Here is a 23,825-nt window from a genome sequence, read left to right as displayed (position 1 = left end):
TAGATGTCTTTCATAAATCATTTTTTACTCAGCTCCAAGTTGTAGATTCCAGCGATTAAATTGAATCTCAAACCAAGCCTTTTACCTCTATTTCGATAACGCTCAGCAAGAATTTTGAAGGTTTTCAGGCTGCCAAATACATGCTCAATTCCGATTCTTCTTTTATTGATTTCTTGATTATAGATTTTCAATTCAGGATCCAATTTACAGTGTCTTTTGGCTTTTAATGGCAACAGGCTATTCGGATACAACACATAAATCCCCTGATAGCCTTTATCTGCAAGGATAAAAGCCCCAAAAGGAATCTGGTTTAAATTGCGTTTGAACAACTCGAAATCATGCACTGCACCGCGACTGGTACATAAACTCATAATTTGCTGAGTTTTGTAGTGAATCATGGCCTGTACTTTAAAGGTATAGGTCTTTTTCTTGCCGCTATAGCTTTTCTTCTGTTTTTTTAGGTCTTTGGATTGGAATTTCCGTGGCATCCACGATCACAACATTCCAGTCGATGCCTTCGCCCTCGGGTAAATCTTTGGGTAAATTAAACAGATTGGACCGAATCAGGCAGTCTTCAACATGACGGACAATTCTTGAGGCTGTGGGCTCTGAAACCCCGTAACTCGTCGCAACGTGAAATAAGGTTCGGTATTCCCGCCAATAGCTCAGACAGAGCAGAACCTGATCCTCCAGGCTTAACTTGGGCGGTCTGCCTTTGGCAGAGACATGCTTCTGCAATTGCTCAACCATCAAATAGAAAGTTGACCATGAGATGCCTGTGTATCGCTTGAACTGAGGATCAGAAAGCTTGTTTGAATCGATGTATTTCATCCGCAGATTATGCACGAATGCCAAGAAATCCGGAGTGCAAATATTAACCAAAAAGAAGGTCGTTTTTTGATTTATGAAAGAGATCTAATATTGACCAGTTTTCCCTTTCTCTCTCAGCTGAGTTTTTATTAAAACTGATGGACTATATAACTTGACGATAGCATGACTTTTTTCAAGACAAACTCTGCTGATAAGTTGCATCTGATTTAAAATATTTTGGAAATAAACATCAAGTACAACTCCTTTATCTCTACTTATATCAACAATCGCTCCTTTAGAATTTGTTAATCCTTCAGCAATGAGATTATTACCATTTTTTATTTGATATTTAGCATTTTTAATGGGATGCCCTAGTAAGTCTAATAAAATAAAGGTTACTAAACACTTATTTTTCATTATTTTTTACTCCTAAAATAAAATCCTCATTATCCCATTCATCAACAATTACATCCCACAGCTCTTGCTCTTTTCCAACTAAAACTTTTATATTAAACGGGTCTTCTTTTGTAATTTTCCCAGTTCGCCCATGTTCATCTAAGGCTCCTGAGATAAATGAATTTGTTTCTTGAATAAAAGCTTTATATGTAAACTGACTAAAATCGCTCTCCCAAAATAAATCATAAACATCTAACTTATTACTATACATAGCAGTATTTGGAAGCTGTGGAACCTCATAAGAAACCTTAGCTCCACTCGTAAACAAATGCTGCCCAGCTTTACTTTCGAACTTGCCACCTGTTGTTGAAAATACGCCATCTGCATTAATTTTGAGCTGAGATCCACCCGCTGTTAAAACAATTTCTTTTGGGCTCGTAAGCTCGATTTTTTCTTCCGTAGAAATGAGCTTAATGACCTTTTTAGCAATTGCTTCAATGGCATCGTCTTGTGCTTGTAGTTCGAGCTTTCCTTTTGCTGCATAAGCACGGAAACCCTTTTGCGCGGCAAACAAGCTTATTTTGTCTTGTGCATGCCCAACGATATTTTTCTGTGCACTTAAGTTAATGGAGCCACTAGCACTTTCTGCAATATCTTGCGAAGCTTGCAAAATAATATTTTCAGGTGTCGTCAAGGCAATCCCATTTGGCGATGCTAATAACATCAGCGCTTGTCTAAAAATTTTGCCTTGTTCTTGCTGTTTAGTATCGGAACTACTTTCTAAACCTTGGGTATAACCTTCCATAAAGCCTTGCAAAGAACTTAATGCTTTAGAAGGTGATACTTCCAATTTACTGCCTTTACTAAACGTTCCACATACACTCATCATGTCAAAGTCTTTAGTCTCAACATTGGCTAAGACTTTTCCGACCTCTTGAATGCTTTCAAATGGATTTTTATGAATGCGGTCTTTAATGCTAGCAAGTTTTCCTTTAACGATGTCGGCACCATGCTCTTCAACATTTTCAATAAATGCTTTTAAATTTTCTACCGCATCTTTGGCATCGGTAAAGAAAGCATTAAACTCATCTACAACGCCTTTTGCATTTCCTCCTAGCGCACCAATATCTTGAATAAAGCCGCCACAGTCTTTTAATGCATGAATAGGATCGTTATTAATCCCTTCTTTAAATAGATTCACCGTACTATCTAATGCCTGTCCTGTAGTTTTTAGCTCAAGTGACTGGATAAATTTGGGTAAGCGATTAATCACGTTCAAAGCATCAGTTTGTTGCTTGGCTGCAACTTCACTGAGCATTTTCATGCTTTCATAACCTTGTGAAAGTAAGGATTGTGCTTGTGCAGCCTCTAGATGGTCTGCAATAGCTTGCTCTTGTGCATAGGTACTAATGAGCATACCTTTACCTGCACGCACAGCTCCCCAAGCATCTGTTCTTAGCTCAAAGCCTTCACCACGACCCTGACTCGTCGCTTGTTCTTTCGGATGGCTTAAATTACCCAAATTCAGCTGTGTCGCTGCATGGCTACTTTGTAATTGGGTACTAATTTGCCCCGTTGTGTCATCAAAGCGTAATTGGTTAAAGCCACTACCACTGATTTCCTGACTGCGAATTCCGCTCAGTTTTTTAGTATCAGGAAGCTGCCCTTTCACATCGAACTTGGTTGGTGAGCGCTGTGCTTCATGAATGCGTCCAGTCACAAATGGACGGTCAATATTGCCATCAAAGAAGTCAATGACAACCACTTCACCAATACGTGGTAAGAAACGTGCTCCATAACCCTCTCCTGCCCAAGGAGTCAGTACATCGACCCAAGCTGAGTCGGTATCATTGTCATTGCTCCCTGCTCCACCGTCATGCCCATGATCATCACTACGGGTGAATAGAAAACGCACCTTAATGCGTCCCCATTCATCAACATGAATAGTCTCTCCCTCTGGCCCCACAACTTTCGCTCTTTGTGCGTAAGCAATTGGTCGGTGCTGTTCTGGATTATATTCAGGTGCCGTCTTGATCTGACGGCGTATTAGGGTCAGCTCATTACCTTGGCGCTCAATATCATCATAACCATGTTTATTCCAACGACTTTTGGTTAACAACTGGCTAACTTGCTGATGTAAATCTTTTGGTAAGTTATTTTGGTTATAGAAATTTTTAGCAATGATTAAGAACTCTTGATCTGCTCCTTCATGCTGATCAATTTCAGGATGCTCCTGTAAATTAAACCAATAGCCGACTTGACTATCACGGACGCTACTATAAGCCTTAAAATATTTGGCCCGACTCGCGTACATATCCGTAAATTGCTGATTCAATTTCTCTAGCTGATTACTACTTGAAGCAGTGGCCTGATCTTCCCCTTTCAAATCTTGCATCCAAGCTGGACTCATATGCCATGCTTGTTCAAGACTCAAACTCGCTGAATCAAATTGCTCTGAATGTAGGTGTGTAGTGATAACTGAACCTACACCTTCTTCATGTGCTAGAGCATCAGGTTGCCAACGCTGCACATGTACAGCAGTCGGCTGTAAAGACCGTACTGCAACAAAACCTGTAATGCTATCTTGATATTCTGTTGCACTACTTCTGTGATAGCGAATACTACGACGTGCTAAAGCTTGGTACTGGCTATTATCATCAATGAGTCTTAGTTTTTGAGGTTGTATAGGTGCAGTAAAGTGAGGAACAAAAAGCTCTGCTTCATCAATTAACCAACTAATCCCTTCACTTCGCCACAAGCGTGTAAGAAAGTCATAATCAGACTCATTGTGCTGCATGATAAATGGGCGAATATCATAACTTTGACTTAACCCACTGAGGTCGAGACTTAAACTTGTCGCAAATAGCTGACTTTTTTCTTGCCATTCTTTAAATAAAACTTCCGTGACTTCAATAATGCTTTTATTCATAAAAACACGGCTATTACGGCGTTTGTGCCATAAGTTTGTCGCGTCTTTTAAGGTGAGTTTATAAAGCGTTAAAGCACCGTCACTCTGGCCATAACTCGCTTCTGTCACAATTCCAGTAGTTCGAAATAATTGTCCAGAATCAGTGACCTGATCAACGGCAACTTGCACACCTATAAACTGCTTTAATGCAATTTGGGCACTCGTTGAAAGGCAGATCAACTCAGCTTCCAATCCCCCATTTAGCTGATGTTGGCCTTCTATACGCTGTAAAAAAACTTGGCTATTGAGTAGTTCATTAGAAAATTGCACATGGACGGCACGTTTCTGCGCACTTAACCCTATTTTTTCCAAAACATTAAAGATATTAAAAAGCATTTTTTTATAATCATAAGGATATATAAACGGCTGCACTTTATAAAAAAACAGACCTATCTGTCTACATGATTATGCTTTTTTTTAATTCGTTTTTTTATATTTTGACCTATTCCCAAGCAATAAAAAGCCCAACATAGTGTTGGGCTTTTTTTAAAGAGCTTTAAGCTCTTTTTTTGGTTGTCTTAAATACTGGATAAAAACGGAATAACTGCCATAAACAGACCAGTAATAGTAAGAGGAAATAGACCAATGACCAAACTGGTAAAGATTGACCTAAAAAGGTCCAATCAATTGCTGCACATTCACCTGAACCCGACAATACTTCTTGTAAAACCGTTTTCATTGGTAAAGCATCAATTAAATAATTTAAACCCGGGCCACAGCTTGGTACTTGATCTGGTGGTAAATGTTGCAACCAGACATGACGTCCTGCCACACCTACTGACCATAAAATTGCGATGCCTGCTAAAAATGCATAAAAACGTTTAACCGCATTGGAAACTGGGTTATGCAAAAAGGCTATGAGTGCTACAAGGCCCATCGCCATTAAGCCAACACGTTGAAAAATACAGAGCGGACATGGCTCTAAACCTTTTACATGTTCCAGATACAACGCAAAAGACATGCCGACTATACTTGCTAAAACAAGTAGTCCACTCACCAAACGGTAACTTAATCGCATGTAAAACCTCGTTTTATTATCGATATTGTTCAAGATATTGATCAAAACTGATCTTGGTATCTTGCTCAAGTTTTTCTTGCTGCTGTAAAGATTGCGCAGCCAACTGTTCAAAATGTTTCAAAGTTTCCACACTAAGCTCATGCTGTTCATAACTTTCAGCATGTAACTGAGCCATGTGGCTACCAAAACTCCAAGTTCCACCATGCTTTAACGTATCGTCAATGACATGGGCAGATAAAGTTTCATCAACTTCATCAATTCGTGCTTGCATGACCGCCAAAGCTGAACCATACAAGTCCGTTGCATAGGTCTGATCGAGTAACTGTGCACAATCTTGCATTTTTGCAATATATAAACGTGCCCAATCTTCGATGTGATATGACCCAGTTAAATCTGTAATGGTTGCGTTTGGCGCTCGACCTCGGTTGACCACCTCTGTCTGATTTTTCTCAACCAAGTCTTGCTCAGAACATAACAAGTCTGGGCTATCACTTAACAGACAATAAAGTGCTAACACTTCAAGAAAGCCTGCTGTCGTTTCATCAACGCCAATTGCCGAGTATGGATTTACATCTACAGCACGTAACTCAACATAACCAACGCCTCGATTTTTTAAAGCTTGAGACGGTGTTTCACCTGCTTGAGGCACCTGTTTTGGACGTACTAGACTGTAATATTCATTCTCGATCTGCAAAACATGATCATTAATTTGCAACGGCTCACCAGATGCATCATTTAACCCTAAACGGCTAAATGGTGGGTAAGGAGAATGAACGGCTTTTTGTAAACCATCCAGATAACCAGACAAATTGTTGTAATGAATACCTAAGCTTTTTTGTGCTGAGTTTTGATAGCCTAATCGTCCCATACGCAAAGCTGTAGCATACGGTAAATAGTATGAACCTTTGATTAAAGGCAACAAATGATGTTTATGTCCAGTTAAGAAACAGCGACAGACTGTTGGACTTGCGCCCACCAAGAACATGACCAATGGTGTTAAACGAATAAAATTACGAATAAGGCCAAAATAACGATGGCTACGGTAATCCTGCAAACTTAATGATTTTAATTGTTCGTCAGTTTCATGAGCTTGTAGCTCAGTAAAAAGTGTATCTGGGAAAGATAAGTTGTAATGCACTCCTGAAATGGTCTGCATACGACGACCATATCGAATTCCTAACCCACGGCGATATAGTGTTTTAAAACGACCAATATTAGAAGTGCCATATTGCGCTAGACGAATCCGCTCTTCATTGTCGTCTAACATACATGGCATAGATAGCGGCCAGAGTTTTTCACCATTTTCTAAATGACGATGCACAACCGCATGAATATCGGTGAGCTCGTGCAGAGCTTCTTCAATGGTTGGCTTAGGTGAGGTAATAAACTCCATCAACGCTTCTGAATAATCAGTCGTAATTTTTGGATGTGTTAACGCCGAACCTAGTGCCTTCGGATGTAACTCTTGTGATAAGAACCCATTACTCTGCATACGTAGGCTTTCACGCTCTATTCCACGTAACATGCCTTGTAGTAGCGACGAATCCACCCAAGCAGGAATAACTGATTGAGATGGTGTAGTGGGTTGACTCATGCATTTGCTCGCTTATTAAAGATCACTATATACAAAATCGTGAGATGATACGGTTACTTATATAATCACATCATTCCAGTTTGGCAATTTTTATCACAATCTTGTTATTTAAGACACGAAAGAATTGTGATTTTATTGAAGAATAATTGCTAAAGAGTTGTCAATATCATGAACGAACAAGACATTTTAAACTTCTGGTTTTCTCCTGAACACCGTTCACTTTGGTTTGCAAAAAGTGATGATTTTGACAAAAAAATCCGTGAAAATTTTTCTGATGTTCATCGACAGGCAACTCAAGCAGAACTCTGGTCTTGGCGAAAAACAGCAGAAGGTCGTTTGGCAGAGATTATTGTACTAGACCAGTTTTCTCGCAACATCTATCGTGATCAGCCTCAATCTTTTGCCTATGACAGCTTGGCATTAGCTTTGGCACAAGAAGCGATTAGTTTGCAACTCGATGCACAGCTTAATCCAGAGCAACGCTCTTTTTTATATATGCCGTTTATGCATAGTGAATCAAAATTGATTCATGAGTTTGCCTTGAAATTATTTCAACGTCTCGGCAATGAAATTAACTTAAGCTTTGAGAAAAAGCATAAAGTCATTATTGATCGCTTTGGACGCTATCCTCATCGCAATACCATTCTTGGACGTGTTTCTACTCCAGAGGAAACCGAATTTTTATTAGAACCGAACAGTAGTTTTTAAAGCTTCTTAATTTTTAATGCTGAGTCATCTTTGTTTTAATGCTCAGCTGGGAGTTCACCATGAAATATCTCTCTCTTTGTTTAGCATTAGGCACTGCCTTAACCTTAACTGCTTGTGCAACGACTCCAAGTAAACCAAAAACCTTTGATCAACTTGGTCAGTTTTCCGCATACCCTTTAAATGCGCAAACGTTTCGTATTAGTTTCCAAGCCGATCCGAATATGAGTTACGGCGCAGCTGAAGAAATCACTTTGGTAAAATCAGCGCAAACGACCGTACAAAAAGGTTTCCGCTTTTTTAAAGTACTGAATGACCCAAGTAACCAAAGTCAGAAACCACCACGTCAGGCTGTGGTTTATCCATCTGCTCCAAGCTTTTATCCTTATGGCTATGGTCGTCGCTATCCGGGTTTCTGGCATGATCCGTTCTATGATTTCCCACAAGTGGTCAATATCGACCCTGTTCAAGTGTCGTATACTATTGAATGTTATCGGGATCAAAAGCAGGCTCCTCAAGACGCTTTTGATGCAACCTTGATCTTGAAATCAATCGGACAAAAATATGGATTGAGTCCGACAGGAGCGCTGTTGCCACCGCCCGAGCCTCCAGTAAAACAAAAATGAATAGGATAAATTTATGAGCATGGCAGAAGAAGTTCACCACGTGCCCAGTCTTAAACGTAGTAAATATTTTGCTACCCTAGCGCTGATCATCGTCGTTGTGCTGTGGATTGCACTGATGGTAGCCGACCGTTTTCTGCCAGAGTACACAGGTTTTATTCATATTTTGATGCTAGGGGCCGAAGCAGGTGTAGTTGGCGGTCTAGCCGATTGGTACGCGATTACAGTTCTGTTTCGGAACCCTTTTGGTAAGTTACCGATTCCTAAGTTTTTACGGGACCATACCGAGATTATTCCGCGTAACAAGGCACGTATTGCAGAGTCAATGGGCCGTTTTGTACAGGAAAATTTTCTTTCGCCTCAAGTGGTCGAAAAAAGCCTAGAAAAAACAGACTTAAGCCTCGCAATTGGTCAATGGTTGGCAAGTCCGCAAAATAATACGCAAGTGGTACAACTCATTCAGCAAACTGTACCGAAAATTTTTGAATTTGTGAGCCAAGAGCAAATTGCTAATTTTGTGCAAAACAACAGCGTGCAATGGGTACGTAATACCCAAGTCAACAAACTCGCCAGTGAAATGCTGCGTGCAGTCTTGGAAAATGATTTCCACCAAGACGTTTTACAACGTGGTCTCGATATTGCCCATGAGTGGGTGGTACAAAACCCGGATAAAACCCGTGAATTAACCCGAAAAATGTTTAAAGCACTGGGCGTCTGGTCACTTGCAAGAGGTGCAAGCTGGATTGGTATTGATGTTCAACAACGTACCATCGACTCATTGGTTGAAAAAGTAGAATCGATGCTGGCCGACCATGAACACCCATGGCGACAAGAAATTGAAACTATTGCACATTCACTCATGCTGGAACTAGCGAAACCCGATAGTGTTGCCAGTCAACGCCTTAACAGCGGTAAAGATGCACTCCTTGATAGTCCTCAAGTTCTAAATTTTATTAGTGGTGCTGTCACTATTTTGTGTGATGCCATTAAAGAAGATTTAATGAAAGAAGACTCTGGTATTGCAATGAACCTGCGAGCTGCGATTCAGCAGCTCGGTGAAAACCTTGTTCAAAATGTAAAAGTACGTGAAGTTCTCAACAAAGAAATGACAGGACTTGCCATGAACTTTACGGATCAATATAGCCATAAAATCATACGCTATGTGAGTGAACGAATTCATGAATGGGATTCACGTGAAATGATCGGGAAAATTGAAAATGAAGTCGGTGGCGACTTGCATATGATCCGAGTAAATGGTGTTGTAGTGGGTGCATTTATTGGTTTGACACTCGGTGTAATTCGGGCAGTGATTGAGTCAATTTTATAACTTTAAATATTTTTAATAAGAGAACAATATGCTTCAGCTACAGTCAAAATTGGCCACTCAAGGCGTGACTATTTTTAGTACCATGACGGCACTAGCACATCGTCTAGGTGCACTCAACCTGTCACAAGGCTTTCCAGATTTTCCGGCGCCACAAGCCTTACTTGAAGCCTTATCTCAAGCGACTTTAGCTGGACATAATCAGTACCCGCCTGGCGATGGCATTCTCGGTTTACGGGAGCAACTCGCTTTACAATTTCAGCAGCGTGATCAACTTCAACTTGATCCTGTTACTCAAATCACGATTACTCCCGGCGCAACCATTGCAATTTTTTGTGCCATACAAGCCTGCATCAATGCAGGTGATGAAGTCATTATTTTTGACCCAAGTTATGATAGTTATGGCCCTTCTGTCGAGTTAGCAGGCGGTAAAGCTGTTCATATTGCGTTGCAAGCACCTGACTTTAAGGTGAACTGGGAACAAGTTAAAGATTTGATTAATGACAAAACCCGTATGATTGTGGTGAATACGCCCCATAATCCAACCGGTACGATCTGGGCAAAACAAGACTGGTTAGAACTCATTGAACTGATTCAAGATAAAAATATTCTGGTTTTATCCGATGAGGTCTATGAACACTTAGTTTTTGATGGTCAACAACACTTTAGCGCATTGCATTTTCCAGAGCTCAGAGAACGTAGTTTTGTGATTGGTTCTTTTGGAAAAACCTTTCATGTGACGGGATGGAAAACGGGTTACTGCGTCGCTTCACCTGAGCTAATGCGTTTATTCCGCCAGATTTATCAATATGCGAATTTCTGTGGCACGACTCCTTGTCAGATTGCGCTAGCGCAATATATGGAGCAACATCCAGAACATATTCAAGAGCTTTCTCAGTTTTACCAAACGAAAAGAGATCGATTTAATCAGGCAATTCACAATAGTCGTTTTTTACTAAAACCATCTCAAGGTACTTATTTCCAAAACCTTGATTACAGTCAAATTAGACCTGATTTAAACGATGTAGAAATGTGCCAGTTTCTTGCCGAGCAATACAAGATTGTGGCAATTCCAGTTTCGGTTTTCTACCAGCAAGCGCCTGAGTCTTTACGCTTGATTCGATTCTGCTTTGCTAAAAATGATGAGACTCTGCAAAAAGCAGGAGAAATTTTAAATCAATGTTAATAAATTTAACCACTTAGCACTGTAAAAATACTACAAGTCATTCGCTCCAACTATGCTAAGTTGAATATCCGCCCCGCTCATCAAAGAGATGGGCGATGGAGAACACATGCCACCAAGACAGTCATTAATTCAACAGCAAAATCTATGGAAAACATTTTTTGTTTTCTTGCTACCCTTGATTGCTACCAATATTTTGCAGAACTTGTCAGGAACTATTAACACCATCTTTGTTGGTCAAATGATGGGAGTTGATGCGATTGCGGCAGTTTCTGTATATTTCCCTATCTTATTTTTGCTCCTCGCTTTTATTATCGGAATTTCAACAGGTACGACTGTTTTAGTAGGACAAGCATGGGGTGCGCAAAATATAGAGAAAGTCCAAAGTGTGGTCGGTTCTACCCTGTTTATGACCATCATTGGTGGAATTATTACCGCGATTATCGGTGTGTTTTTCGCCCATGATATTTTGGAGCTTTTAGGTACCGACCCAAAGGTCATGCATCTTGCTTTGCCTTATGTTCAATGGATGTTGGCGGGTAGCCCTCTTCTGTTCGTTTATATTATCTATACCTCAATTTTACGTGGTGTGGGAGACAGTACAACCCCTTTACTGGCCCTCGCTTTAACCAGTGTCATCGGTATAATTATTACACCAATTCTTCTCAAAGGTTATTTTGGCTTTCCTGCCCTAGGGATTATTGCTCCTGCTATAGCATCAATTATTAGTTATATCGCAATATTAATTTTTCTCGCGATTTATCTTAACAAGAAAAATCATCCACTTCGCCCGAATCGTCAACTTCTGCAACATATCCGTCATAATCCAGAACTAAGCAAAATCATTTTACGCTTAGGCGTCCCAACGGGTATTCAAATGATTACGACCTCAATGGCGGGTTTAGTTATTGTTGGGTTGGTTAACCATTATGGTTCACATGCTACAGCAGCGTATGGTGCAGTGAATCAGGTGCTCAACTACATTCAGTTTCCAGCGATTTCGATCTCCATCGCAGCCTCAATTTTTGCAGCGCAAGCGATTGGTGCGGGTAAATCAGATCTATTAGCGCGAGTAACCCGCACGGCTTTGGGAATGAACTTTTTATTTACAGGTGCCTTAATTGCACTTGGTTATCTATTTTCAAAATATTTAATGGCTTTGTTTATTACCGACCCAACTGTGGTGGTGTTAGGTCAACAGCTTTTATTTATTGTACTTTGGGCGATTTTATTCTTTGGCGCAGGTGCCATTTTTGCATCTATCATGCGTGCGAGCGGTACCGTGACTGTTCCAATGCTGATTAACATCTCTGCCATTTTATTTATTGAAATTCCATGCGCTTACTGGTTTAGCTCAATGTGGGGACTTAAAGGTATTTGGGTTGCCTATGCCTTGGCATTTGTCAGTCTATGTATTATTCAAGGCTTGTATTATCAATTTATTTGGAAGAAAAAGACGATCAAAGTTCTTATCTAGAACTATCCAAGCCATATAAAAAAAGCCATCATTTGATGGCTTTTTTTAATTTAAATCTTATTTCATCCATTTGGTCACAACGGTTGAAGCGCGTTGATATCCTGTTGGGAACAAACGCTGCAATGCATCAAGAAATTTTGCATCACTACCAATCAATAAACGGCGTTTATTTTTCAAAACGGCATCCAAAATTTGACGAGCCGCTTCTTCTGGTGGGGTACGTAAGAACTTATCAAAGTTTTGAATCGATTTAGCTGGGTCCATACCTAAAGTACTCAAGCTATCACTCATTTTTGCAGCTTTAGCAATATTGGTGCGAATTCCCCCCGGATGTACGCACAAAGAACTCACGCCACTTTTTTCAATATCCAACTCTTGGCGTAACGATTCGGTAAAGCCACGTACAGCAAATTTAGTTGCGTTATAACCAGATTGAGTCGGTTGAGCAGTCAGACCAAATAAGCTCGAGATGTTAATAATGTGCCCATCTTGAGTTTGCTTAATGAACGGTAAAAATTCTTTAGTCCCGTATACGACACCCCAGAAGTTAATCCCAACAATCCACTCTAAATCTTCGTAGGTCGCGCCTTCGACAGTCGAACCTAACGCAACACCAGCATTGTTAAAAATTAGGTTAACAGAGCCGTGATCTTGTACTGTTTCTTGCGCCCACTGCTTTACCGCTTCACGGTCAGACACATCAAGCTTTTTGGTAGTAACAGTAATATTGCTGTACGGCTTTAAAAGCTCGACAGTTTGTTGTAATCCTTTTTCATTAATATCACTTAACGAAAGATGGCAGCCCTGTTTTGCCAAAAGAATTGCTAACTGTTGCCCAATGCCAGAACCCGCGCCCGTAATTGCAGCGACTTTGTTTTTAAAATTTTTCATTGTCCATCCTTTGTTTTTCGATTTGCACAATCGGTTCATTGCATGTGCACTTTAGACACCTTCAATATAATTTTGACAATACACATTGTCAATATAGTACACTGTAATTTCAGATAGAATGGCACAATTCTGCTGAGGGCTTTATCATAGTGAGCATATTTGGCTAAAACCTATAAATTAGGAAACCATTCTTCAGGAAACAATTTATTTATGGCGACTAACGACTCAACCAGTAAAAAGAAAACAAAAAGTGTGAGTAAAGAACGTCAGTTCAAAGGGTTATCTCTATCTGAACGTAAAGAGGCACGCCGTGAAAAGCTGATTGAAGCGGGTATTGCAACCTACGGAACCCTTGGTTTTTTTTCAGTGACGGTAAAAGATGTCTGCCAAGAGGCAAAACTCACCGAACGTTATTTTTATGAATCATTTAAAAAGAGTGAAGATTTATTTCAAACCATCTTTTTAAAAATGATTGAAGAATTACAGCAAAATCTGATGCAAGCCGTGATTAAAGCTGCCCCCGATCCAGAAAAAATGGTTGATGCAGGTTTAAAAGCACTGCTGACGACATTAAAAGATGACCCGAGATTAGCTCGTATTGTCTATGTCGACGCAGTCTTGGTACAAGAATTACATAATCAGGCCACCATTCAAGAAACACTTGCGCAATTTGATCGCATGATTCAAGCCTTTGTTATGCTGACCATGCCGCAAATTCAACACCACGAAAATGAGCTTTCTTTAATCGCAACTGGTTTGAATGGATATGTCACTCAAATTGCGATTCGATGGGTGATGGGCGGGTTTGAGCAGTCTCTTGAGCAGGTTTTAACTGCATGCCGTATCGTTTTTTTATCTTTATTAGCTCAAGTTTCAAAATAATATTAAAGTTTTTTGACAGCTAAAAATGTGAAAAATAGCTAAGCAATTAAGGTGATAACCTATTGAATGATTTTAGAAAGTTTGAGGCCGAGATGTCATAATTTGGTCATACCTTTGCCTTAGTTTTGTCACAAATTATTGCTAAATTCATTTTTATAGACTTTTCTGCAATGAAATTGTCATAATTAATCTTTGTAATAAGCCTGTCATAACTACAAAACGGTTCACCGTTAAATCTATAGGATATTGCGTTGTGAAAGATGACTATATTTTAATTGTCGATGATGAGCTTCCTATTCGTGAAATGATCCATACTTCTTTGGACATGGCAGGCTTTCAGTGTTTACAGGCAGAAGATGCCAAACAAGCTCATCAAATTATCGTCGACCAACGTCCGGCGCTTATCTTGCTTGATTGGATGTTACCTGGAGGCGTAAGTGGTGTCGATTTATGTCGCCGCTTAAAACGCGATGAGAATTTAGCAGAAATTCCAGTAATTATGCTGACCGCTCGCGGAGAAGAAGACCATAAAGTACAAGGTCTTGATGCGGGTGCAGATGATTACATGACGAAGCCTTTTTCAACACGTGAACTGGTTTCACGTATTAAGGCAGTTCTGCGCCGCGCGAATGCATTAAGTGGTGAAAAAACAATTGATGCCAATGGTTTAATTCTTGATCCTGTAAGCCAACGTGTTAGCTTTGGTAACAGTATTTTAGATATGGGCCCAACTGAATATCGCTTACTTGCGTTTTTTATGACCCATCCAGAACGTGCATATACGCGTGCCCAGTTGCTCGATCAGGTGTGGGGCGGTAATGTATATATTGAAGACCGCACTATCGATGTGCATATCCGTCGTTTGCGTAAAGTGCTAGAACCTTTTGGTGTTGACCGATTTGTTCAGACTGTACGTGGAACTGGCTACCGTTTCTCAACACGTGCAGATTTAGCCGCAGGTTAACCAAGATTTATGTATGAACCCTACCCCGTCCCTGAACAGGTACGTGAACAAAAGCTTTCTCGCTACAGTAGTTTATGGACGTTTGCCAAACAAGATTTACGGCTTTTATTATTTTTTCTAATTATTGCCGGTTTAGTCGGTTTCGGTATTGGGTATTTCTGGAGCTGTATTTTTATCGCCTTCGTGGTGTTTTTTACACTCCAGTTGCGTTCTTTATATCTGGTCAATGACTGGATTGCCAATAAACCTTATGACGTTCCTCCAAACCTTAACGGGATTTGGGGGGCATTGTTATTTAATGTTTACCGTGCTCAGCGTCAGGAACGAATAGTTCAGGCCGAAATGGTCGGTTTAATTGACCGGGCTCAGTCTTCATTAGTTGCTCTTGCTGAAGCGGTTGTACTCATTGATGACCAACATCAAATCGAGTGGTGGAACCCTGCTGCGGAACGTTTGTTAGGAATCAGTCCTCTCGACCGTGGCCGCAACTTATTAACGATTTTACGTCAGCCAACCTTTATTGAATATTTTAACAATATTGATCAGGCACCTGATGGAATTAAGCTTCACTCAAATTTTGATGATGACCGTTATGTGCAGGTTAAACTCACAAGATTTGGTGGAGAAAGTCGTTTATTGGTGGCTTACGATGTGACTCGTATGCACAACCTTGAGCAAATGCGTAAAGACTTTGTCGATAATATTTCGCATGAGCTTCGTACCCCATTAACCGTGCTCAGTGGTTATATCGAAACCTTTACCGATCAGGAAGATATTAGCCCACGCTGGAAACGTGCATTTGACCAGATGCAATCACAAACCAAACGTATGAATGCGTTGGTCAATGATTTACTACTGTTATCAAATTTAGAAAATAATAAGAAAATTGCAAAAAACCAGATTATTGAAATGCCGAGTTTAATGAATCAATTGTTTGATGATGCTCAGGCCTACAATGCCGATTATGGACACACGCTCAATTTACATATTGATAGCCACTGTGACCTGATTGGTTCCGACATGGAAATTGCCAGCGCATTTAGTAATTTAATTACCAATGCCATCAAGTACACGCCAAAAGGTGGAACCATTACGATTGGTTGGCATGATGATGGTGAACATGCATACTTTAGTGTGCAAGACACAGGCATCGGAATTAACCCTAAACATTTGCCACGACTGACTGAACGCTTCTATCGTGTTGATAGCGACCGTAGTCGTCAAACAGGTGGAACAGGTTTAGGCTTGGCAATTGTAAAACACGTGCTGATGCAACACGGCGCTTATTTAGATGTGCAGTCTAAAGAAAACGAAGGATCAACATTTACCGCAGTTTTTCCAAAAGAAAGACTATATAACATGACCTAAATTTGCCCCTCTCACATTCAAAAAGCCGACTCATGAAAAGTCGGCTTTTTTGTATTATTTAAACCAATTTACTTAGAATTCGAGCAATACGATTTTGTCTGATTTTTCTCTATTACGTTTAAAAAACTAGTGGCAAAAGTATTGCTCTGGCGTAATGCATCACGGTGATCACCATCATCAATCGTTTGATAAATAGTTGGTTTTTTTAATTTACATAGCTGCTGATAATAAGCAGATGTCCCTCTAGGGTCGACTAAATGATCTTTAGAGCCTTGAACAATCATTAACGGCACAGTCGGCACCATATTTTCAATAGACTGCTGTTTTAAATAAGCCAAAAGAGGTTTTAAATCTGCATTATGGCGAAATATGCTAGAAGGAGACTTCTTCAAATCAGATTGAAGTTCAGATAAACAACGACTGCGCGCTTGCGTTAGCACCGCATTCATTTCTGGACTGACTAAGTTTTCAGGAACAATGCTTGGTTCGGCTGCTTGTGCTCCCAATAATACAATCGGGAAAAATGCTGCCACACTAGGTTCTGGGTTCGGATTAGTTTTCACATATTCTGCAATGCCCTCATATTGATAGCCGCCTGGCGCAAGAGCGATTGCCCCTTTTAAATCTAATTCGGGAGCATCTTTTTGACCATAGGCAGACACTGCAATTGCTGCAGCCCCGCCTTGACTATGCCCCATCACCAACCACTGTTTATTAAAGCTCTTGGGCTTAAGCATATGTAATGCACGCACTGCATCAACCACTGTATGCAGTTGGCTCTTTGCATTCATATAGGGATGTGCGCCTAATGTACCTAAACCTTGATAATCAGGTGCAACAACTGCATAGCCACGTGCAAGCCAACCATCTAAAGCTTTGGAAGCAACTTCTTGGTATGAGTGAACTGGCCCACCCACATAGTCGCCCGAAGGTGCACAAGTATCAGCAACTCCAGTAGTACCATGTGCCCAAGCCAGTATCGGCCAGCCATTTTTTGGCGGTGTTCCTTTTGGTAATAAAATAAAAGCCGATGCAACAATAGGTTCGCCCTGAATACCTCGACTACGATAATTGACCAACAAACGCTGATCTGCATGAGGAAACAAATCCGTCACAGCTTGCTGTTCTAGCGACAATATTGAACCCGGTTTTTCGCTCACAATTTGCTTACCCAAATCTGTAATTGGAGCAGCCATAGCAGAACCAGATGCCAAACAAATACTGCTAAATAAAATTTTTAAAAAAGAATTACTTTTTCTAATCAAGGGATTACTCCTCTATTATTTACATTACATCTATTTAAATAATTAATTTATAAAATATAAATTACCATAGAATCTTCTATATTTATATTCAACTCAAAATAATTTACATTTATATAGTCTCTTAAAATCTCATTAAATATATTTTAAAGAATATGTATTATAAATATCGTTGCAAAAATTAATCCAATTTCAATAATAAAAAATATATGCTGATATTTTCTTAATTACGATAGCGATTAAAATGCCAAAACAAAAATTTATACCCTACCTGATTTTTCTTATTCTCGGTTCTCTATCTATCCATAGTTTTGCAGATGTACAAGTATATGGTCCGGGTGGGCCAGCACCTGCTATGAAAGAAGCCGCCAAACAATTCACCAATAAGACAGGAATAGCAGTTCATGTGACTTCTGGTCCTACTACTCAATGGTCTGAAAAGGCGAAACTAGATGCAGATGTTATCTATAGTGGTTCCGAAGCCATGATGTCTGATTTCGAAAATACATTTTCTGAGCAAATTATAAAAGACTCGGTAGAACCTTTATATTTACGCCCCGCAGCGATTTTAGTGAGAAAAGGAAATCCTAAAAATATTAAAGGATTTAAAGACCTCGCTAAATCTGGCGTTAAGGTTTTAGTTACACATGGTGCAGGTCAAATTGGTATGTGGGAAGATATTGTTGGCAGAACCGGAAATATCCAATTAACAAAAGCTTTTCGAAAGAATATTGTTACCTATGCAGCCAACACAGGTATTGCCAAGAAAAACTGGGAAGAAAATAGCAGCTATGATGCTTGGTTAGTCTTTAATATTTGGGGAGTTAGTAACCCAGATGTTGGGCAAATTATTCCTATCGAACCAGAGCTAGTTGTCTATCGTGATACAGGTGTTGCCTTAACCAAACATAGTTTAAAAGATGCCGAGGCTAAACGTCTTGTAGAGTTCTTATCGTCTCAGCAAGGCAATACTATTTTCAAAAAATATGGTTGGACTAAATAATTAAAAAGGGAGCCAAGCTCCCTTTTATTTTTAAAATTATTCACTCTAGTTCACCTAGAATATATTCATTTCAAATTAAATATACGCCTGCGGCATATAAAGCGCCCAATATTAAACAAAAGGCTGAGCTGACATACCAAAATAAATCACTATTACCAACAAATTTTGATTTTAACCATGGAAAAGCAAAACCACGGATAAGAAAAACCGCTGCAACAAGCGACAGAATAATTTTGGTAAAAGGTAATATCTGTATTCCCTTTGCTGCAAAGAAGGCATACATAGAACATATAGTTAGAATTAAGCCCACAGTTATAGCTGTAAAATTAGGATACCAGTGCCCTCTTTCAACCATCTGAACAATACTTTTCCCCGCCCCTAAAAACCGAAAACCATTTGCTCCCCAAAACACACAAATAAAATGAAGTAATGCGGCACAGAATGTTAATAGTGCAGCCAAATATAGTAGAACGTTAGGAAGTGATTGCATTAGATTTTATACTAATCAATATATGTGAGATTTATTATACTTAATTATAAAATATATAAAACTTATAAATAGTTAAAATAAGATTAACTTGGTATTTAATATTTTAAACACCAAGCTTAGGTCATCTCAATTATTTACTCTCAAACTCTTTAAAATCAGCTTTTCTGATTTTTGCATGGATCCCTTTGGTTTTATCTACTACTTGTGAAACTTCAAAATCAGTCGCGGCACTTAAATAGGCATACGCTGTCGCTTCATCAATACCGTATTCTTGGTTTAAGAAACGAATGGCTTCACGTGTAGACTTTTTCATCGCTTCATCAAGATCTTCATCAAGTCCCGGGGTAATCCAAAACTCAGCATTTTCAGCTAAAGGTTGTTTTAGCTCTTTGCCCGGTATTTTGTCCTTACCTGCTTTGAGTAAGGTAAATTTCAGCGTGGCGCGGGCTGAAGCTTCTAGTGCCGTTAATGCTACCTCCCCATCGCCTTGCGCGAAATGGCTATCACCCGTATAGAATAATGCGCCTTTGACCTGAACAGGATAATAGGCTGTTGAACCTGCACCTAGTTCATTAATATCAATATTTCCACCATACATTGCAGGCGGTACAGAGTGAACAGGCTCAGAAGTATTGGCTGCTACCCCCATGATTCCCATAAAAGGATACAGCGGGAAACGTATTGATTTACCCGATTCTGTTTTTAATACACCTTCGTACTCACCTTTAGCATTTTTTTCAATTGGTGTGAAAATTGAGACATTTCCATAGCGTTCAGGATGCTCAGCCGATGCATTTTCTTGCTTTACTTTTTTAGGAAACTCCCCTACTAAAGCACCTTTACCATGTCGATTTGAAATCACACCGTAAGGAACACGTGGCTCAACTTTAAGTACTTCAACTTTCAGAATATCACCGGGCTGTGCGCCTTCAATTGCAACAGGGCCTGTCACAATATGCGGCCCATCTTTATGAAAATCATGCTTTAAATTTGACGGCGTAATTGTTTTTGCATCTTCCAAGATTTCATTAGATTTGACACCTTTCGATTGAAAGAACTTTTCAGCATTACGCCCTTGGTCTTCAAGCAAACCTTCATGAGAAACCGTATCAAATGTCACAACACTACCCGACGGAACAGTAAGCACGGGTTTAGCATCTCGATTTGGTAAATAGCCCCATGTAATGGTATTTAAAGTAGATGGAACATAATAATTACCTTTATATTCCCCAGTTTGAAGTTGAGTAGGCTGTTTTGAAATTTGATTTAAAACTTTAAAATCATTGGCATGAGTGAGTGAAATACAAAGTACAGATAAAACTGAAGCTGTCAGACATTTAACTTTTAACATGATTTCAGAACCTAAAAAAATATGAAAATTACAGTAAGGTCCTGAATAGTTAGCAAGCATTGTGCCAAGGCTAAAGTTGTGTAATATCTAAAAAACGCTTCATGCTTATAAAAAAACTAAATAAATTTTTTAGATTTAATAACTTATCTTCAAATAAAATTAAAACCTCGACTTAAGTCTAACTTAAATATTTCATTCTATTTTTATTTATTAATTTTTAATCATATTAATATTTTTGCTCTTTTCAGATACATATTTATACACTAGCTTATATAACGTACTCATTTAGATCACTTAATAATAATTATATTTCCATATAATATAAATCCAAACATAATTATATATTTTACTTTTATATAATTTAAATCAAAAAAACCCTGAATAATGAAAGTCAGGGTTTACTTGTTTTTAGGGAGCAATATAATGGACTAAATGGTATGTCCCATGCGCTCGCCCATTACAACTACAGACTCAGCTTTAAAACGTTGCTCCCATTCGATCTTATCTTTTTCAAATAAAATAACGGCTGTAGAACCTAAATAAAAACGTCCAAGCTCAGCACCTTTCTCTAGCTTTAACTGATGATGTTGCAATTCAATACGGCCTGAAGGTTTTACCTTGCCTGTTGCCACAGTTTCAATACCAGCAACAATCATCGCACCCACTAGAACAACAGCCATACGGCCAAGTTCAGTATCGAACAAACACACCATACGTTCATTACGAGCAAATAATCCAGGTACATTTTCAGCAGTGACCTGATTTACTGAAAATAGCTCGCCTGGCACATATAACGTTTCTGTTAATGTCCCTGCAAACGGCATATGAACACGGTGGTAATCACGCGGTGATAAATAAACTGTCGCGAACTCACCGTCTTGGAATGGCTGAGCAAGTTGTGGATCGCCAATGAGTTTCTCTACAGAGAAACTTTGACCTTTTGCTTGAAAGACTTCACCTGCAGTAATCTTACCAATTTGAGAAATTGCGCCGTCCGCTGGTGACACAATGCTATCTGCATTTTCGTCAACGAGACGTACACCTTCTTTTAATGCACGGGTAAAAAAGTCATTAAAAGATTTATATTTCAGTGCATTGCCTTGTTCAGCAATCGATAAATCAATCCCATATTTAGCTTTAAACGCATGAATAACAGCGTTTTTCACAACTGGATTTTCACTCGCAGCAACTTTACCTACCACACGGCTCAATTGATGCTGTGGTACAAGGTTTTGTGCCTTAATAAATAATTCTTTTTTTAATCGAGATGTGAAACTCACGACGGTGATTCTCCAGTAATAATAGGACTATCGAGGCGATTGCCCCATTCACTCCACGCACCATCATAGGCTTTTGCTTCCCAGCCCAAGAGTCTAGCCAGAATATAGGCCAAACCGGAACGGTGATGTGACTGGCAGTACACAACTACAGGTTGTTGTAAATCGAACCCAAGTTGTTCAAGGCGCTGCCGCGTGCGTTCAAGCGGATGCAATTTTAGATGATTTTGACGATTAAGTGCAGTACTCCATTCAAAATGGAGGGCATTTGGAATGTGACCACCGCGTCGCGCTGCTAAACGGACACCACTATATTCATCACTCGTCCGGCAATCCCACAGTTGCACACTTTCTTGCTCAACTTGTTTGCGTAGCTCTTCATAGTTCACACGGAACTGAGCGGCATGTGATAAATCAATTTGAATTAAGTCCGTAACAGGAGAAATTTTTTCAACTTCTGCTGTAGTTGGTAAGCCTGCACCTAACCATGCATGGATACCCCCGTTAATTAAACTGGTACGGGTAAATCCTAGGCAATGCAAATTCCAGATTAAACGCCCAGCCCATGCCCCACCTTCGTCGTCATAGACCACAACATGATGATTAGGTGAAATATTCAATTTTTCAATCAGTGCTTGCAAACCCGCTTCATCTGGCAAAACACCAGTGGCTTCTTCTTGTTGAGCCACTAACCATTTAGGCTGTAAATGAATGGCATGTGGAATATGGAGTTGTTCATAAACCGATGCACGGCTCAAATCTATAATGCGAATATATTCATTGCCTAAATAAGGCACTAATTCTTCTGCTTCTATTAATAAATCGAGTTTAAAATCAGGGAGTGTCATCGTCATGGTTTCTTTTTATACCAGCTTATTTTCAATCTTAGCATAAGCATATATCTAACAAACTCTGATTTTCTGCTACGCTTTAGCAGAAAATCAGATATCAGCATTCTCACTTTTAAAAATAAAAATAGCGAGACTACTTTTTATTTAAACCACTTCTTCAAGTTCTTCGATTTCAAAAACCTGACGTAAATAGGCCAAGAAAGTATCGTTGTCAGTCATGGTTTTACCCGGACTATCAGAGATCTTCGCAACTGACTGACCATTACATTCAACCAGTTTCAACACAATATTCAGTGGCTTTTGCCCCATATCATTGGTTAAGTTAGTTCCAATACCAAAACTCACCTGAAAACGATCTTTAAAGTATTGATGCAACTCCCATGCCTTTGGCAAATTAAGGCCATCGCTAAAGGTCAGCATTTTGGTTTTGGTATCAATTTTTAATTTACGGTAATGTGCATACGCCTTATCACCCCATTCATACGGGTCGCCACTGTCATGACGTAAACCATCAAATAGTTTGGCAAAATACAGGTCAAAGTCGCGTAAGAAAGCATCCATCCCTACCACATCGGTTAGAGCAATTCCTAAATCTCCACGGTACTCTTGTACCCACGTTTCTAAAGCAGCTTTTTGGAAATCACGCAAACGTACATCAAGTGCCTGAAACGCTTGTAGGAATTCATGTGCCATGGTTCCGATCGGTGTAATGTTAAGCTCTTTAGCCAGTAATACATTACTTGTACCACGGAACACATTTGGCACAGTTTTATGAAATGCTGCTACTACATGTTTTTGCCAATCAAAACTATAACGACGACGTGTACCAAAATCAGAAACTAAAAACGGTGGATCATTTGGTTGTTGAGATTTTTCATATTGCTGAATCAAATCGAGTTTTGCTTGTAATCGGCGTTCGCCTTCGGCCCAAACTTGGTCTGTTTTGATACGGCTAAAATACAACTCATTTACAATGGCTAGGACAAAAATCTCGAACATCATCGCCTGAACCATCGGTCCTTCAATATGAATATCTAATCGGCCTTCTGCATCAATACTAGCCTGAATAAAACGACGTTTGAGTTGGAATAATTCTAAGTAATCGACAAAGTCGCTTTTAATAAATCGTAATTTTCTTAAATATTGTAGCTCGTCTTCTTTATATTTGAGATTACATAAATGGTCGAGTTGCTCGTTTAAGTCATCCAAAATATCCACTAATGGATAGACTGTATCTTCTAAGTTTCTGCAACGAAAATGATAGACACTATGTGTTTGCGGGAATTTATGCAGAACCACTTGTAGCATCGTAAATTTGTACAAGTCTGTATCTAGTAAAGAATGGATAATTGGAGACATAGTCAATGATTATTCGCTTGCTTCTTAGC

At 39.4% G+C, this 23,825-nt stretch carries 22 protein-coding genes; 9 read left to right on the top strand and 13 right to left on the bottom strand.

Annotated elements, in window-relative coordinates; genetic code table 11:
* Positions 1–17: 17 nt before the first annotated feature.
* The 6 genes from MKL51_RS14915 to gshA all read right to left on the bottom strand — a co-directional run bounded on the left by MKL51_RS14915 (position 18) and on the right by gshA (position 6,786).
* Entirely contained in the window at positions 18–488 is a 471-nt protein-coding gene (locus MKL51_RS14915; RefSeq protein ID WP_017482311.1) for an IS5/IS1182 family transposase, read from the bottom strand.
* The gene (locus tag MKL51_RS14910) at positions 436–846 is read right to left on the bottom strand and encodes a transposase family protein (protein WP_171054439.1); all 411 of its coding nucleotides are present in this window, start codon (positions 844–846) and stop codon (positions 436–438) included. The genes MKL51_RS14915 and MKL51_RS14910 overlap by 53 nt, the downstream gene beginning before the upstream one ends.
* 69 nt (positions 847–915) lie before the next feature.
* Positions 916–1,227 (bottom strand): hypothetical protein, encoded by a 312-nt coding sequence (locus MKL51_RS14905; RefSeq protein WP_270904344.1) that lies wholly within the window; start codon positions 1,225–1,227, stop codon positions 916–918.
* On the bottom strand, positions 1,217–4,510 hold the full coding sequence (locus MKL51_RS14900) for a type VI secretion system Vgr family protein (protein ID WP_068551321.1): 3,294 nt from the start codon (positions 4,508–4,510) through the stop codon (positions 1,217–1,219). Before MKL51_RS14900 ends, MKL51_RS14905 begins: the two co-directional genes overlap by 11 nt.
* Positions 4,511–4,670: 160 nt before the next feature.
* Complete coding sequence (locus MKL51_RS14895; protein WP_002121896.1) at positions 4,671–5,192, bottom strand: disulfide bond formation protein B; 522 nt, start codon at positions 5,190–5,192, stop codon at positions 4,671–4,673.
* Positions 5,193–5,208: 16 nt separating this feature from the next.
* Positions 5,209–6,786 carry a glutamate--cysteine ligase gene (gshA, locus tag MKL51_RS14890; RefSeq protein ID WP_017481833.1) on the bottom strand — a complete coding sequence of 526 codons (1,578 nt, stop codon included), beginning with the start codon at positions 6,784–6,786 and terminating at the stop codon, positions 5,209–5,211.
* Positions 6,787–6,954: 168 nt separating this feature from the next.
* Here gshA and MKL51_RS14885 point away from each other — a divergent pair, with 168 nt between their 5' ends.
* From MKL51_RS14885 to MKL51_RS14865, 5 genes are all read left to right on the top strand, one after another.
* Entirely contained in the window at positions 6,955–7,494 is a 540-nt protein-coding gene (locus tag MKL51_RS14885; RefSeq protein WP_002121850.1) for a DUF924 family protein, read from the top strand.
* 59 nt (positions 7,495–7,553) lie between these two features.
* Positions 7,554–8,117, top strand: coding sequence for a CC0125/CC1285 family lipoprotein (locus MKL51_RS14880; protein ID WP_002122008.1), 564 nt, complete (start codon positions 7,554–7,556; stop codon positions 8,115–8,117).
* A 13-nt stretch (positions 8,118–8,130) separates the two neighbouring features.
* A complete protein-coding gene (locus MKL51_RS14875; RefSeq protein ID WP_017387594.1) occupies positions 8,131–9,441 on the top strand; it encodes a DUF445 domain-containing protein in 1,311 nt (436 codons plus the stop codon).
* 28 nt (positions 9,442–9,469) lie between these two features.
* Positions 9,470–10,624 carry a pyridoxal phosphate-dependent aminotransferase gene (locus MKL51_RS14870; RefSeq protein ID WP_017481834.1) on the top strand — a complete coding sequence of 385 codons (1,155 nt, stop codon included), beginning with the start codon at positions 9,470–9,472 and terminating at the stop codon, positions 10,622–10,624.
* 106 nt (positions 10,625–10,730) lie between these two features.
* Positions 10,731–12,098, top strand: a complete 1,368-nt coding sequence (locus MKL51_RS14865; protein ID WP_017481835.1) for an MATE family efflux transporter — start codon at positions 10,731–10,733, stop codon at positions 12,096–12,098.
* Positions 12,099–12,155: 57 nt separating this feature from the next.
* Here the strand turns inward: MKL51_RS14865 and MKL51_RS14860 are convergent, their stop codons facing one another.
* Entirely contained in the window at positions 12,156–12,989 is an 834-nt protein-coding gene (locus MKL51_RS14860; RefSeq protein WP_002121857.1) for an SDR family NAD(P)-dependent oxidoreductase, read from the bottom strand.
* A gap of 210 nt (positions 12,990–13,199) precedes the next feature.
* Between MKL51_RS14860 and MKL51_RS14855 the strand changes: the two genes are divergently transcribed.
* The 3 genes from MKL51_RS14855 (at position 13,200) to phoR (ending at position 16,203) form a co-directional block, all read left to right on the top strand.
* Entirely contained in the window at positions 13,200–13,871 is a 672-nt protein-coding gene (locus tag MKL51_RS14855) for a TetR/AcrR family transcriptional regulator (protein WP_005066712.1), read from the top strand.
* 253 nt (positions 13,872–14,124) lie between these two features.
* A complete protein-coding gene (gene phoB, locus MKL51_RS14850; RefSeq protein WP_000650776.1) occupies positions 14,125–14,835 on the top strand; it encodes a phosphate regulon transcriptional regulator PhoB in 711 nt (236 codons plus the stop codon).
* A 9-nt stretch (positions 14,836–14,844) separates the two neighbouring features.
* Positions 14,845–16,203 (top strand): phosphate regulon sensor histidine kinase PhoR, encoded by a 1,359-nt coding sequence (phoR, locus tag MKL51_RS14845; protein ID WP_002121907.1) that lies wholly within the window; start codon positions 14,845–14,847, stop codon positions 16,201–16,203.
* A 68-nt stretch (positions 16,204–16,271) separates the two neighbouring features.
* Here the strand turns inward: phoR and MKL51_RS14840 are convergent, their stop codons facing one another.
* Positions 16,272–17,468 (bottom strand): alpha/beta fold hydrolase, encoded by a 1,197-nt coding sequence (locus MKL51_RS14840; protein ID WP_017481836.1) that lies wholly within the window; start codon positions 17,466–17,468, stop codon positions 16,272–16,274.
* Positions 17,469–17,709: 241 nt separating this feature from the next.
* Here MKL51_RS14840 and MKL51_RS14835 point away from each other — a divergent pair, with 241 nt between their 5' ends.
* Positions 17,710–18,468, top strand: a complete 759-nt coding sequence (locus MKL51_RS14835) for an AcfC family putative adhesin (RefSeq protein WP_017481837.1) — start codon at positions 17,710–17,712, stop codon at positions 18,466–18,468.
* Between the two features lie 70 nt (positions 18,469–18,538).
* Here the strand turns inward: MKL51_RS14835 and MKL51_RS14830 are convergent, their stop codons facing one another.
* The 5 genes from MKL51_RS14830 to pncB all read right to left on the bottom strand — a co-directional run bounded on the left by MKL51_RS14830 (position 18,539) and on the right by pncB (position 23,796).
* Positions 18,539–18,958, bottom strand: a complete 420-nt coding sequence (locus tag MKL51_RS14830; RefSeq protein WP_017481838.1) for a hypothetical protein — start codon at positions 18,956–18,958, stop codon at positions 18,539–18,541.
* Between the two features lie 130 nt (positions 18,959–19,088).
* Positions 19,089–20,309 (bottom strand): acetamidase/formamidase family protein, encoded by a 1,221-nt coding sequence (locus MKL51_RS14825; RefSeq protein WP_025468475.1) that lies wholly within the window; start codon positions 20,307–20,309, stop codon positions 19,089–19,091.
* 428 nt (positions 20,310–20,737) lie between these two features.
* Positions 20,738–21,589, bottom strand: coding sequence for an archaetidylserine decarboxylase (asd, locus tag MKL51_RS14820; RefSeq protein WP_005066701.1), 852 nt, complete (start codon positions 21,587–21,589; stop codon positions 20,738–20,740).
* Positions 21,586–22,434, bottom strand: coding sequence for a sulfurtransferase (locus MKL51_RS14815; RefSeq protein WP_017481840.1), 849 nt, complete (start codon positions 22,432–22,434; stop codon positions 21,586–21,588). Before MKL51_RS14815 ends, asd begins: the two co-directional genes overlap by 4 nt.
* 147 nt (positions 22,435–22,581) lie before the next feature.
* The gene (gene pncB, locus MKL51_RS14810; RefSeq protein WP_017481841.1) at positions 22,582–23,796 is read right to left on the bottom strand and encodes a nicotinate phosphoribosyltransferase; all 1,215 of its coding nucleotides are present in this window, start codon (positions 23,794–23,796) and stop codon (positions 22,582–22,584) included.
* Positions 23,797–23,825: the final 29 nt, after the last annotated feature.

Origin of the sequence: Acinetobacter sp. AOR18_HL (assembly GCF_027855145.1) — a bacterium.
In the GTDB taxonomy this organism is placed as follows: domain Bacteria; phylum Pseudomonadota; class Gammaproteobacteria; order Pseudomonadales; family Moraxellaceae; genus Acinetobacter; species Acinetobacter pittii.
The sequence above is the reverse complement of the archived record's forward strand: the minus strand, read 5'-3'. Positions and strand labels throughout refer to the sequence as shown.

Excerpts from the sequence above, each read along its gene's own strand:
- MKL51_RS14915 (WP_017482311.1), bottom strand. The coding sequence starts at position 488 with ATGCCACGGAAATTCCAATCCAAAGACCTAAAAAAACAGAAGAAAAGC.
- MKL51_RS14905 (WP_270904344.1), bottom strand. The coding sequence starts at position 1,227 with ATGAAAAATAAGTGTTTAGTAACCTTTATTTTATTAGACTTACTAGGG.
- MKL51_RS14900 (WP_068551321.1), bottom strand. The coding sequence starts at position 4,510 with ATGCTTTTTAATATCTTTAATGTTTTGGAAAAAATAGGGTTAAGTGCG.
- MKL51_RS14895 (WP_002121896.1), bottom strand. The coding sequence starts at position 5,192 with ATGCGATTAAGTTACCGTTTGGTGAGTGGACTACTTGTTTTAGCAAGT.
- gshA (WP_017481833.1), bottom strand. The coding sequence starts at position 6,786 with ATGAGTCAACCCACTACACCATCTCAATCAGTTATTCCTGCTTGGGTG.
- MKL51_RS14885 (WP_002121850.1), top strand. The coding sequence starts at position 6,955 with ATGAACGAACAAGACATTTTAAACTTCTGGTTTTCTCCTGAACACCGT.
- MKL51_RS14880 (WP_002122008.1), top strand. The coding sequence starts at position 7,554 with ATGAAATATCTCTCTCTTTGTTTAGCATTAGGCACTGCCTTAACCTTA.
- MKL51_RS14875 (WP_017387594.1), top strand. The coding sequence starts at position 8,131 with ATGAGCATGGCAGAAGAAGTTCACCACGTGCCCAGTCTTAAACGTAGT.
- MKL51_RS14870 (WP_017481834.1), top strand. The coding sequence starts at position 9,470 with ATGCTTCAGCTACAGTCAAAATTGGCCACTCAAGGCGTGACTATTTTT.
- MKL51_RS14865 (WP_017481835.1), top strand. The coding sequence starts at position 10,731 with ATGCCACCAAGACAGTCATTAATTCAACAGCAAAATCTATGGAAAACA.
- MKL51_RS14860 (WP_002121857.1), bottom strand. The coding sequence starts at position 12,989 with ATGAAAAATTTTAAAAACAAAGTCGCTGCAATTACGGGCGCGGGTTCT.
- MKL51_RS14855 (WP_005066712.1), top strand. The coding sequence starts at position 13,200 with ATGGCGACTAACGACTCAACCAGTAAAAAGAAAACAAAAAGTGTGAGT.
- phoR (WP_002121907.1), top strand. The coding sequence starts at position 14,845 with ATGTATGAACCCTACCCCGTCCCTGAACAGGTACGTGAACAAAAGCTT.
- MKL51_RS14835 (WP_017481837.1), top strand. The coding sequence starts at position 17,710 with ATGCCAAAACAAAAATTTATACCCTACCTGATTTTTCTTATTCTCGGT.
- MKL51_RS14830 (WP_017481838.1), bottom strand. The coding sequence starts at position 18,958 with ATGCAATCACTTCCTAACGTTCTACTATATTTGGCTGCACTATTAACA.
- MKL51_RS14825 (WP_025468475.1), bottom strand. The coding sequence starts at position 20,309 with ATGTTAAAAGTTAAATGTCTGACAGCTTCAGTTTTATCTGTACTTTGT.
- MKL51_RS14815 (WP_017481840.1), bottom strand. The coding sequence starts at position 22,434 with ATGACACTCCCTGATTTTAAACTCGATTTATTAATAGAAGCAGAAGAA.
- pncB (WP_017481841.1), bottom strand. The coding sequence starts at position 23,796 with ATGTCTCCAATTATCCATTCTTTACTAGATACAGACTTGTACAAATTT.